This is a genomic window from Anaerohalosphaeraceae bacterium, from assembly GCA_037479115.1.
Classification (GTDB): Bacteria; Planctomycetota; Phycisphaerae; order Sedimentisphaerales; family Anaerohalosphaeraceae; genus JAHDQI01.
Window position 1 is genome coordinate 62,386 of sequence record JBBFLK010000006.1, and the last position, 12,460, is coordinate 74,845.

At 55.4% G+C, this 12,460-nt stretch carries 11 protein-coding genes; all 11 read right to left on the minus strand.

All coding sequences use genetic code 11. The features are described from left to right. Position 1: 1 nt before the first annotated feature. Entirely contained in the window at positions 2 to 1,405 is a 1,404-nt protein-coding gene (locus WHS88_04440; protein MEJ5259421.1) for a hypothetical protein, read from the minus strand. A gap of 15 nt (positions 1,406 to 1,420) precedes the next feature. Continuing rightward, positions 1,421 to 2,359 carry an ABC transporter ATP-binding protein gene (locus WHS88_04445; GenBank protein ID MEJ5259422.1) on the minus strand — a complete coding sequence of 313 codons (939 nt, stop codon included), beginning with the start codon at positions 2,357 to 2,359 and terminating at the stop codon, positions 1,421 to 1,423. Between the two features lie 113 nt (positions 2,360 to 2,472). Then, positions 2,473 to 3,639, minus strand: a complete 1,167-nt coding sequence (locus tag WHS88_04450; GenBank protein MEJ5259423.1) for a type II secretion system F family protein — start codon at positions 3,637 to 3,639, stop codon at positions 2,473 to 2,475. A gap of 4 nt (positions 3,640 to 3,643) precedes the next feature. Then, entirely contained in the window at positions 3,644 to 5,365 is a 1,722-nt protein-coding gene (locus tag WHS88_04455; protein MEJ5259424.1) for an ATPase, T2SS/T4P/T4SS family, read from the minus strand. A 17-nt stretch (positions 5,366 to 5,382) separates the two neighbouring features. Next, the gene (locus WHS88_04460; GenBank protein MEJ5259425.1) at positions 5,383 to 5,718 is read right to left on the minus strand and encodes an STAS domain-containing protein; all 336 of its coding nucleotides are present in this window, start codon (positions 5,716 to 5,718) and stop codon (positions 5,383 to 5,385) included. Further along, on the minus strand, positions 5,715 to 6,956 hold the full coding sequence (locus WHS88_04465) for an HD domain-containing phosphohydrolase (protein ID MEJ5259426.1): 1,242 nt from the start codon (positions 6,954 to 6,956) through the stop codon (positions 5,715 to 5,717). The genes WHS88_04460 and WHS88_04465 overlap by 4 nt, the downstream gene beginning before the upstream one ends. Before the next feature lie 39 nt (positions 6,957 to 6,995). Next, positions 6,996 to 7,379 carry a response regulator gene (locus tag WHS88_04470; protein MEJ5259427.1) on the minus strand — a complete coding sequence of 128 codons (384 nt, stop codon included), beginning with the start codon at positions 7,377 to 7,379 and terminating at the stop codon, positions 6,996 to 6,998. Between the two features lie 37 nt (positions 7,380 to 7,416). Further along, the gene (locus WHS88_04475; GenBank protein ID MEJ5259428.1) at positions 7,417 to 8,811 is read right to left on the minus strand and encodes an ATP-binding protein; all 1,395 of its coding nucleotides are present in this window, start codon (positions 8,809 to 8,811) and stop codon (positions 7,417 to 7,419) included. A 50-nt stretch (positions 8,812 to 8,861) separates the two neighbouring features. Next, a complete protein-coding gene (locus WHS88_04480; protein ID MEJ5259429.1) occupies positions 8,862 to 10,064 on the minus strand; it encodes a tetratricopeptide repeat protein in 1,203 nt (400 codons plus the stop codon). Positions 10,065 to 10,150: 86 nt separating this feature from the next. Beyond that, positions 10,151 to 11,854, minus strand: coding sequence for a secretin N-terminal domain-containing protein (locus WHS88_04485; GenBank protein MEJ5259430.1), 1,704 nt, complete (start codon positions 11,852 to 11,854; stop codon positions 10,151 to 10,153). A 16-nt stretch (positions 11,855 to 11,870) separates the two neighbouring features. Continuing rightward, positions 11,871 to 12,449, minus strand: coding sequence for a hypothetical protein (locus WHS88_04490; GenBank protein ID MEJ5259431.1), 579 nt, complete (start codon positions 12,447 to 12,449; stop codon positions 11,871 to 11,873). Positions 12,450 to 12,460 lie beyond the last annotated feature (11 nt).

Sequence of the window (12,460 nt, forward strand, 5' to 3'; positions counted from 1 at the left end):
ATCAGGAAACTCCGGCCATCGCCTTTCGGGTATCCATCATCCATTTGTACCGCCCGAAAATCTGGAAAATCGGCGCTGTGCACAAAAACAGATTCGGGAAAACGGGCGGAAGAGGAATCTGCCACGGATACCGGGAAGACACATACACCAGATAGCCCAGCGGGCTGAAAACGGACAGGTATTCCGAGTCAAAAAGCCCCGAAAGGATAAACGGCAGAAACAGATACAAAACTATTACAAACCCTGTCAAAAAAATGATTTTGGAATGGCTCTTATAAAACACAACCGTCAGCTCCAACAGCCCCAGCCACACCAGATAAAACGTAAATACAACCCCGGCAAAAAGCAAGAACGGCGCTGCTGACAGCGCAAACAAACGGCACACCGCCAGACAAAATCCCAGCCAAATCAGATAAATCAGGACCGACAGCAACGGATTGGAACGGCGAAGCAGTTCGAAAACCGACAGTTTCTCGGTCGGAAATCCTCGCGATAATTCAAGATATTTTTCGTAGGTTCGGCAGGCCCCTGTCGGCAGCAGAACCACCGGAACCAATCCGGCTATGCAGAACCCGATAAAAATCTTTTCATGCTGCCAGGCCTGTCGATACGGATAAAAGAACCCGAACAGCAGGATAAGAAAAAGCAGCTGAAACAGCAGCGCACCCTTCCAGGAAAACAGGGACTCATATTCATAGGTAAGCCATCGCCGGTTTCCGAGAAAAGCCCACACCGAAAAGTACAGCAACACCCCGCTGACGGCCATCAGCAGGGGCATCCGCCAAAAATAAAACGAAACGTCCATCGCCTTGTTGGTATTGTAAATCAAAGCCGGGAAAAACGGCAGGCCGAAGATAAAAAACAACACCAAAAACAGAAGGAACGGATTGCCCCGTTTGGGAGAGGAACGCAGCGAAAGCAGCAGCGACAGCAAACACAGAAAAAGTCCAACGGAAAGCAAAAGAAGTGTTATCTGCAGCAGCAGACTCCAGGAAACCCGGCCCAGAAGGCCGAACATCGCAAAAAAGAGAAAATTGGCGGCCGCCGCCGACAAAACAATCAGATTGCGTCCGAGAACAATCCCAACAATCTTCTGAACCGCCGACAGCGGCAGAAGACGCAGAAAATCATAGGCCTTCTGAAGCATCAGGTTCGGAATCACACCCCCTGTGTTGGAGGGGGCCAGGACCCAAAGAAGAATGCCCTGAAACACCGTAAACTGGAAAAACAGACTCCGAAACGGCTGCCAGGGCTCCTGCTGAATCAAAACAGACTGACGGGCATAAAACATAAGATTGACAATCAGAATCAATCCCACCAGGGATACATAAACAACTCCGTAAATCCAGCCCTGTTCAGGACGCAGCAGCGAATACTGATACCGTCGAATCAGCGGATTGGCCATATCCTCCTCCTTTTATCAGGAAAAAACATTTCCTTTTTCCGATATCGCCAGGAACAAGTCTTCCAGGTCTTTTTTTTCTTCGGTAAGCTCCGCAACCAATACACCGCGTCCGACCAGAAACGCATTCAGCTGCGCCGCCGTCTCCAGACCGCCTCGGACAGACAGACGAATGACCGTATCGCAGCTGTCCTTTACCGCCGCATCCGGAAACTCACGAAGGGCGGCAAGGGCTTTTTGCGGGTCCCCCAGCACCCTGACCCGAACGATTCGCTCGGGCAGGCACAATTCCCGAATCTGCTCAACGGAACCGAAGTATCGGATTTGTCCCTTGTCCATTATCGCAATATGGGTGCAGAACTCCGACAACTCGTGCAGAATATGAGAGGAAATCAGAATTGTTTTCTTTTCATCAGCAAGCCGTCTGAGGATATTCCGGAGATTGATGCGGGCAATCGGGTCCAGCCCGGATGCCGGTTCATCCAGAAGGTAAAGTTCCGGCTCGTGCACCATCAGTACCGCCAGGCCCATCCGCTGAACCATTCCGCGGGAAAGATGCCTGCAGAGGTCGTGTTTTTTGTCCGCCAAATTGACATATTCGAGCACCGAATCAATTTTCCGGGGGATTTGGTCAGACGGAATGCCGTAAGCGCGGGCGGTAAAATCCAGACACTCCCAAAGGGTCAAATCGTGATAGAGATTAAAGAAATCGGGAAGATAACCGATTCGCCGGCGGATTTCGAGAGGATGACGGCGAAGGTCTATCCCCATGATTGAGGCGGTTCCGTCGGTCGGCGGCAGCAGCGTAGCCAGCAGTCGAAGCAGGGTTGTTTTTCCGGCACCGTTGGGACCGATGAGCCCAACCACCTGTCCCTGCTCAATGGTAAAAGAAACATCCTGAACCGCCGCTAAAGGCCCGAACTCCTTTCGAAGCCGCTGAGCTTCCAGCACCTGCATCCTTTTTTCCTCCATTTTGCGAAGCCGATAAATGGTTCGGAGGAGATTTTACTCAGGAATCCCAAAAACTCCAACAAAAAACCGGAATATTTCGGAGCCGGAAGCTGCCGGAATTATTGAGAAATGACGCTGGAAATCCGGAAGACAGGCAGCAGCAGCGCTACCGCCAGCGTTCCGATGACCGCTCCCATAATGATAATCATCAGCGGTTCAATCAGGGAGGTGGCTGTTCGAATGGAATTTTGAAGTTTCTTTTCGAGAAAAACGGAAATTTTGTCGCAGACCTGTCCGAGCTGGCCGGATTTTTCTCCCGCCCGGAGCATCTGAAGAATCCCGGAGGCAATCAGACCGCTGTACGGCGAGAGCATCAGGGCATCCGACAGCTGATAGCCATCGCGGATTTTTCGGTCCGCCGTCTCCCAGAGGCACTGGAAATAATAATTGCCGCAGGTGGTTTTCATCACATCCAGCGCATCCAGCAGATTGACACCGGTATTGACCATCGTCGCCAGTACCCGCATCGAGCGGGTCAGGACAGTATCAATATACATCCCGCCGAAAATGGGCAAATGCACCTTCATCCAGTCCAGCGCTTTTCGCCCCGTCAGAGTCTGTTTCCACGCCGAAAACGCAAACCCTCCGACAATCAGCATCGTCATCATCGAAGCCAAAAAGGTCGGATTCCCCAAAAGGGCGCTGAAATCCACCAGAATCTGGGTTAATTTGGGCAAAGCCGTGCCGCGGGCCTCATAAATTCGAGTAAACCGCGGCAGGACAAAGAACATCAGAGAACCGGTGGCTGCTACAGCCATCAGCAGCATCACAACCGGATAAATCATCGCACTTTTGACCTGTTTTTTGGTCTCTGCATCCGCCGTCAGATACCCGCTGAGCACCCGGAGCATCTCCGCCATCCTGCCGGAAACCTCGGAAGCCCGGACCATGCTGATAAACATCGTGCTGAAAATCTTCGGATAAACCGACAAGGCGGCGGAAAAACTTTCGCCGTTCTTAATGCGGTCCGCCAGGTCCTGCGCCACTTCCCGGAATACGCCGGGACGCATCTGGTCCGCAATGGCTTCAATCGCATCGCTGAGCACAACCCCGCTGTCCAGCATCACAGACAGCTGCGTGGTAAAAAGAATCAGGTCGGCTTCTTTGACCCTTGCGGCGGACAGCGCCGGATTGAGCCGGTGCGGCTCCGGACGAACCGTTTTCGTCGGATGGGCCGGCTTCTTCGGCAAAGGACGTTCCAGTGTTTTCGGAGCGGAGACCGGCATCGATTTAATCCTCCATCGTGACATTGGCCACGCGCAGCACTTCATCGATGGTGGTGATGCCCGCCGCCACCTTCTCGATTCCGTCCAGGTGCAGCGGCTTCATTCCATTCTGAATTGCCGCCGCCCGCAGTTGCTTTAGGGTCGCCCCCTGCGTAATCATCTCCAGAATCTGGTCATTCGGGATAAACAGCTCATGGATGGCGATTCGTCCGATGTAGCCGGTGTTCCGACATTTCTTGCATCCAATGCCCCGGTAAAATGTCGGCAGTGAACCGACCCATTTTTCCACAGCCCGCCGAATGCCTGCCGAAGGCGTGTACTGGTCTTTGCAGGTCGGGCAGATTTTCCGGACAAGACGCTGAGCCAGCACCCCGATCAGCGAAGCACTGACCAGATACGGCGCTACGCCCAGGTCCAGAAGACGCGTGACAGCCCCCGGGGCGTCATTTGTGTGAAGCGTTGACAGAACCAAATGCCCCGTCAGGGCCGCCTGAACGGCGATGTTGGCGGTTTCTTCATCCCGAATTTCGCCGACCATGATAATATCCGGGTCCTGACGCAGCAGAGACCGCAGGGCGCTGGCAAAGGTGAATTTGGACAATTCGTTGACCTGAAACTGGTTGACCCCGTGAATATTGCACTCGACAGGGTCTTCCACCGTGCAGATATTCACCTGTTCGCTGTTCAGCTCAGACAGAGCTGCATAGAGCGTTGTATTTTTTCCGGAGCCGGTCGGGCCGGTCACCAGCACAATCCCATTGGGCGTCTTGATAATTTTTTTGAAGGCCTTCAGATTCTCATAACTGAATCCGAGGGACTCCAGATTGGTCAGGATTTTTCGGGTGTCGATAATTCGGATGACAACTTTCTCCCCGTATGTGCCCGGCATGACAGACACACGCAGGTCGATAGGCCGGCCCTGCATCAGAACATGGATGCTTCCGTCCTGCGGAAGCCGCCGCTGGGCAATGTCCAGTTCGGCCATAATTTTGATGCGGGAGACAATCGCCGCATGCATCTGGTACGGCGGGCGCATCTTTTCATACAGCAGACCGTCGACGCGATAACGAACCCGCACCTTTTTTTCATCCGGCTCAATGTGAATATCACTGGCATTTTCGTGGACGGCGCTGCAAATCAGATAATTGACCAGTTTGACGACCGGGGACTGGCCGGCAATCTCCTCCAGATTGGTAATGTCCTCCGGCAGATGCTCAATCATCGAGAAATCCTGCAGCGCCGTATCGTCAATGATGTCGTCAATCACAAAGACGTTGGCTGCAGGCATATAGGTCTGCAGCGTGGCCTGAATATCCTTGACCGTCGCACAGACAACCTGCACACGGCACTGGCTGAGCCGCTCGATTTCCTCAATCAGAAAGACGTTGGCCGGCTCGCTGACCGCCACCGTGAGCGTATCAAACACCTTAAACAGAGGCAGAACCGAATGCTCCTCCAAAAAGTCCCGAGGCAGAATCTCCACCACAGCCGGGTCGCACAGTTTGGGCGTAATCTGGGCATACGGCAAACCGTAGGTTTCCGCCAGAGCCGAAGCAATCTGGTTTTCGGTGCAGAAATTCATCTCGACCAGCAGCTCTCCGAGCAGCCGGCTGTGGCCGGTGCGGGCCTGCTGCTGAAGCGCCTGCTCAATCTGCTCCGGCGTAACAATTCCCCGCTGCACAAGCAGCTGGCCGAGCTGAAGACGTTTTTCCGTGCCGAGTTCCATCCGGTATCGGTTCCTCCTCACACAAAGCTTTTCATCGCCTCCGACAGATCCGCATAGGTATCCAGTCGGGAAAGCAGACGTGTAATTTCCAGAATTTTCTGACAGGTTTCATCCAGTCCCGCCAGCTTCAGGGGCTGGTTTCGCTTCCGGCAGTCCTCGTGAAGTGTCAGCAGCTGCTCCAGCGCCGCGCTGTCCATCAGAATCACCCGGCTCATATCCAGCAGCAGTCCCCGGGGACTGGCCGTGCGGGCATTGGAAACCGCATCTTCGAATGATTTGAGTGATTCGACGGTGAACTCGCCCTGCAGCTGCAGAATCGCAATCTGGTTTTGGACCTGCACCTCAATTTTCATCGAATGAGTGCTCCCACCGCCTTGATTCCGTATTCTTCAAAGCTGCTGTAATCCCAGGTTTCAATAAAGCCGTCCTGAATGACTTTCCAGAGGTGCTCGACGGGGCTGCCCAGAAACGCCTGCACCACAGCGGGGTCAAACTGTATCCCGCTGCCTTTTTCGACCTCGGTCAGGGCCCGCCGGATGCTCATCGCCTCCCGGTACACGCGCCGGGATGTCATCGCATCAAACGCATCCGCCAGCGCAATAATCCGGGCGCTGAGCGGAATATTCTGTCCACGAAGCCCGTCTGGATACCCCTGTCCGTCATAGCGTTCATGATGATGCAGCACACCGGGAATAATCGGACGCATCTGGGGAATCTCCGAGAGAATGGAGGCCCCGATTTTCGGATGAGCCAGAATCACCGCCCGCTCTTCCTCCGTCAGTCGGCCCTGCTTGCGCAAGACCGTTTCGGCCACGCCGATTTTGCCGATGTCGTGCAGAAGCCCGGCCAGATAAATATGATGAATCTCCTGCTCCGAGATAGGCTGAGTTTCCTTCAGCTGTTCGGCAATCCAGCGGGCAATCAGGGCCACCCGCTCCGAGTGCCCCCGCGTGTACTGGTCTTTGGCATCAATGCTGTTAGTCAGCGCCTTCAGAGACCCGATAAACAGCTCTTTGAGGTCGTTAAACAGCCGTCCGTTTTCAATGAAAACCGCACACTGACTGGCGACGGAATGGAACAGTTTTACATCCGTGCTGTCAAAATCGGGCTTGTTCTGAATATTGGTGGCCACCAGAAATCCGGCCATGCGGTCCGCCGGTCCGACGGGCACCGCCAGAATATTGCGAAGCCGCGGGGGCCAGACATATTTGAAGGGACCGTCCACCTGACTGTCCAGAAGGGCCTCTCGACCCGCCGTCAGTTCCGCCGTCAGATGCATCTGGAGGATATCCGCCATAGACGGTTCGACGGACAGAAGACCCGAACCGGCACTGAGGACCAGCTGTTTGCCCGTCTCGGTCTTTCGCTCCAGAAAAACGGCGATTCCCTCCACCGGCACAATCTGCGTCAGCTGGTCGCAGGCCAGCTGCAGATAGGTCGAGCAGGACTGGTCCAGCGTCATATGGGTGCTGAGGTTGTAGAGCAGCATAATCTGCTCATAGCACTCCGAGAGCTCCGTGCTGAGCTTCTCCAGATGCTTTTCCAGCAGAGCCGGGTCATCCCGCAGGTACTGATTCAATGAGGCATCCATTCGCGACATCCTTTTCTCTCGAGGAACGGGGGTTGACGGTCAGACACCAGCTCGCTGAGCCAGCACATCCTCCACACAATGAAGCACTTCCCGCGGACTGAAGGGCTTGCTCAGGCACGCCGCCACCCGCAGGGCCTCCTTCTGCTGCGGGTCCACGGCAAATCCTCGCGCCGTCAGCAGGAGCACCGGTGTGTCCGCCGTACTCGGATTGTGCCGAAGTTTCTCAATCAGCTCCAGCCCCGTCATAGCCGGCATCTGATAATCCGTGATAATCACATCCGGACGATGCTCACAGGCCAGCTGATAGGCCTGACTGCCGTTATCGGCCGTATAGACCTCAAACCCGTTATTCCGCAGTTTGATGGCCACGACCTGGACAATGTGGAATTCATCATCCACAACCAGCGCTTTTCGTTCCGCCATATCTTGTTCTCCTGTTTTTCTGCAGCCGCCGGAACCGTCAGGACGGGCTGCCCGCTGAAACAGCGGCACAGCCGGTCCTCACCAGCGGCAGTTCAAACCCGAATGTACTTCCCTGTCCGACAACACTGGACACAAAGACCCTGCCTCCGTGTACTGTTTCGACAATCTGCTTGACCAAATTCAGTCCCAATCCGGTTCCTTTAGCCATATGGTTGTTGGCCTGGACCCGATAAAATTTCTCAAATACCCGCCCCAGTTCTTCCGGCGGAATCCCGACGCCTGTATCCGAAACGCTCACGGTCAGCCGCCCATCCGCCTCATTCACTTCCAGGCCCACCGTAATTGTCCCGCCGGCGGGGGTGTATTTGACGGCATTGCTGAGCAGGTTGATGACGGCCTGCGACATCATGTCCCGGTCCACATAAACCTGGTCGTAGAGAATCGGGGCCGGGGCGCGAACGGTGATATTCTTTTCCTGCGCATAGCTTTGAATCATCTCCACGGCATCGCGAACAATCAAAGCCATGCTCTGACAGCTTCGGTTGACCTTAATTAAGCCCGATTCTATCCGGGAGATATTCAGAATATCCTCAATCAGGCGGTTCAGCCGAAGGGCCTGGCTTTGGATAATCGAGCAGAACTGCCGAATCATTTCGGGTTCCCGAGCTTCTCCGTCCACCAGCATTTCAGCATAGGCATTGATGGAAGCCAGCGGCGTTTTCAGCTCATGGGAAACATGACTGACAAACTCATTTTTCATCTGGGAGATTTCCCGTTCGCGGCTGATGTCATGAAGAACCGCTACCACGCCGCCGCTGGTTGCGACCGATTCATCCAGACAGGAGAGAACCGCCTCAAAAAAGTGCTGCTGCCCCTGGAGCTCCATCGTGAATTCATGGCGGACATGACGGATGCGTCCGTTTCGGCACCGCTGAATCTTTTCCCGGAGCTGTCCGGCCGGCTCCGGTTCGTCCGGGAACCTCTGAGGCTGCCCGCCCGCGTCCAGATTCAGCAGCTCCCGTGCTGCCGGATTGGCAAAAAGCACCTGATCCTGTTCATCGACCACCAGCACGGCATCGCGAATGCTTTCCAGAACGGCCTGCCCCCAGGCATGCTGCCTTCGAAGCATCTGGAGTTCCAGACGAAGCCGGCTGTTTTCCTGCCGAACCTGTTCAATCTCCCCGCGATATGCGGTATCCCGGTCCTGAAGCGGCACAGAATCCGAGGCCTGGCCGGTTCGAATCAGAATCTCCGGATTTTTGAGCAGTTTCCAGAGGCTCCATCCCAAAAGAACCGCCGCCAGAACAGCCGCCGGCCAGAGACACCAGACCGCCGCCGTTCCCGGAAAAAAGATGCAGAAACCTCCGGCAGCGGTCAAAAGGACCGTCGTGCCTGCCCAGAGCCCCATCAGAATGCCTGTCGCCTGTTTCATAGACCGCAAAAACCGTGTTTCACCGGCAAACCCATCATTCGCCGAAACTGCTACAGCGTCTTCTTTTCCGGCTCGGTAAAAAGACGAATCAGCGGACTGTCCGGATTCAGCTGACTGGCCTTCTCAAAGGCACTGCGTGCGAGCGCATTCTGTCCCAGCCGCTGATAGCAAAGCCCGCTCATCCACCAGCCGAAGGCCTCCCATTTGGAATCGAGACACACCTTTTGGAAGAGCGCAACGGCCTCGGCATAATTGTTTTTCAAATAGAGGGCGCAAGCCGTCACCACCTGAGCATCCATCAGACCCGGCTGAAGCTGAAGGGCCTTTTGCCCGCAATACAGAGCCCGATCCGGAAGGTCTGCACCGAGAGCAGCCTGTCCCATCTCCAGCCACACCTGCGGGTCATCCCGGCGCAAGACACTGAGCTCGTCATACCACTTCAGAGCCGCCGCATACCGTCCGGCCTGCAGCGTACAGTAGCTCAGCCAGCGGAGCGTCATCTGACGCCGCTCCTGGCCGGCTTGAATCCGATACAGCTTCTCAAACAGCTCCGCCGCCGGCACCCACAGCTGACGGTCCATATAATGCAGCCCGACCGCCTCGAGCACACGGGGATTATCCCCCTGCCTCCAGAGGGCCTCCTTGTACAGGGCGGCGGCCCGTTCTCCATCGCCGCTCCGCTGAGCCAAATCCGCAGCCGTCAGCAGCAAATCGGTGTCGTAAGGCAGGGTTCGGCGTTTGGTTTCAATCAGGTCAAGGGCCTGCTCAATCCGTCCTAGCCGTACATAGCAATGACTGAGGGTCAAAATATACTCCACCTGCAGAGGCTTCAGTTCGACGGTTTTGCCGAGAGATTTGGCGGCCTCCTCCAGCCGTCCCTGTTCGAGAGCCGTCAATCCCAAAGCAAACCACGCCTCATCCATTTGAGGAGCCCCATCCACCGCCTTTTTCAGACAGGCCTGTGCGGCCGGCAGACGGCCCTCCGCCAAATGCACGCGGGCCAGCAGATAGTTGACCTCCGGATGCTCCGGTTCGGTCTGGATATATTTGACCAGAAGCTTCTTGGCTTCTTCGACCTGCCCTCGGTCCAGCAATCCGCGAACCGCCGCCAGATTAGGCCCGATGGAGGATTTTTCCCAGGTCTTGAGCATCTGCTCTTTCTTGGACGTACGGCCGGATGCGGCACAGCCGCTCCAGACGCCGCATACTCCCGCCAGAATCAGCAGCAAAATTGTCTGTTTTGTCCGTTCCATCGCATACTCCTGTCTTCAGAACTCCTTTCACAAAAGCCTCCGGCTGCCTGCCTCTGGGCCGACAGCCGGAGGAACACAGTCATCGTTTACCAGCGAAACCACTTGCCGGATTCTTCCCGTTCAATCTTCTGAAGCATCAGACGCTCCATCTGCTGGGCCGCCTGAGGCTGCGTCTCCCGGAGAATCCGCTCCCGAAGCCGGATGGCCTCGAGGTAATTGCGGTGGATCGTCAGGATATTGTTCAGCTCGGTCATAGCGCTGTTGTAATCCCCGTTCAGATAATACTGAACCGCCCGAGCATACCGGTCTTCATCAATCTTGACCCGGCTCATCCAGTACAAATTGCTGCGGGCCTCATGAGCCAGACGCTGGACATCCTCCAGACGCTCCGCACCCTGGGCCTGCTCAGGCCGCTGGATGATATGAGGAGTAATCAGGATAATCAGCTCCACCCGGGTTGAATTGTCGGAGACCCCGCGGAACAGTTCTCCGATGACAGGAATATCCCCGACGATAGGCACCTGATTGCGGGACAGATTGGTGCTTTCCTTGAACAATCCGCCCAGAACAATCGTCTGCCCGTCCCGCACCATCACATTGGTCATAATTTCCGTCTTGGTTTTCTTGGGCAGCTGAGTACTGCCGAACTGAACAATTTCCCCATTGCTTTGTTCAGGCCGGATTTCCATTCGAATCAGACCGTCCTTGCCGATGAAAGGCCGAAACTCGAGCACAGTACCGCTTTCCAGAAACTCCACCCGTTGGGTGGCGGTGCCGCCTTCGGCCACATTCGTTAAGGACTGATATCCTTCTTCTTTACCGATAATCAGCTTGCCGGCCTGTTTGTTGAGGGCCAGAATCTTCGGATTGGCCATAATGGTCAAATCCGAGATGGTTTCGACGGCCTTGATCAGTGCGGCGATATTATCGAAGGTCACACCCACGGTAATTCCGGAGGCATTGGTTCCGGTTACAGCGGGGGCAAAACCGCCCTGGTAAAAACCGCCGGTGCCCATATCAATCGTCACGCCGGGCACATTCGACCAGTCAATGCCGAATTTGGTGGCTTCCGTCAGGGTAGCTTCCATCACCGTTACTTCCAGCAGCACCTGAAGAGGCTCAACATCCACATCAGCCAGCACTTCCCGAATCCGCCTGATGTTTTCCGGATAATCAGACACAACCAGCCGGTCGTGAATGGCCAGCGAATCACCGCCCTGGCCGGGGGTTGTGTTCCGCTGAGCCGGACTGGTCACCCCCAGCTGTCCGAACTCACTCAGGAGAGGTTCGGCCAGCTTCTTGGCCTCTTCCGCATTGATGTAGTACAGCGGAATCACCGCGTATTCAAACCGCGTCTTGTCCGCACGGAATTCCTCGTTGGTGTAAATCTTGACGAAGTTGCCCTTGATTTCATACTTGTGCGTGCCGAGAATGGCCTGGAGAGCCTCTTCAAACGTCACATCATACAGGTTGGTAACCGTCACAGTTCCGTCCACCCGGGCCGAAGGCACAATGTTTTTGTGGTACATCTGCGCCAGCATCTGCAGGGCATCGCGAATCGGCATATCTTTGCGGAAACTGATGCTCTGAACCGACTGCATCGAAAACGAAGGCGACGGGGATGCCTCCGCCGGAGCAGCCGCCTCCGCGGCTTCCGCCGGCGCTGCGCCTTCATTTTCCTGACCGATCACAAGTGCCGTCAAGCCCAGCACCGCCAGCAGCCAAACGCTGAAGGCCGTCAGGTAAGTTCGGAATTTCAATTTTTTCTGCTTTCTACGCTGAGTCTTCATAAAACACCGCCTTTCCTTAATCGAGCCACTCCGAAGAGGGCATTTTCACCGTCAAAACGTTATCCAGACAGTCAAACTGGACTTCCTGGGTTCCTATCTCCCGCACTCTCAATTCATAAATCTCCCCTTTTTCTCTGATTTTCAGGGTTCCTCCCCGGGACAAAACCACTCCGTTTACACACACCTGCACCGGCACACCGCCGGGGTCTTTAATAACCGCCTGCAGCAGCAGCTGTCCGGCGATTTTTTCCAGCAGCCCTTTCTGTATCGCCGCGGTCGAATCCGCCGGCTCCTGAACTGAAACCGAGCTCTGAATTTCTGCAGGAAACCACTTGGCAGGGGCAAAAACAAAAGGATTTGTTTCCGTCCGGCCGTGTCGTTCGGACTCCACAGGCAGCGGCCTTGCTTCGATAAGCAGCTTCGGCGCTGCAGGCTCTTCAGCAGACCGCTCGGCCGGTCCCGATAAAAGACTCTGGGCCTGGGCCTCTTCCGGACCGCTGCGCCCTCTCAAAAAAACCCGAAGCCACAAAACCGCCATGACCAGCAGAAGCACCGCCGCCAGAACAGCCTTCGGGTTCATGGTTCCTGCGAGCACTCCGATGCTCC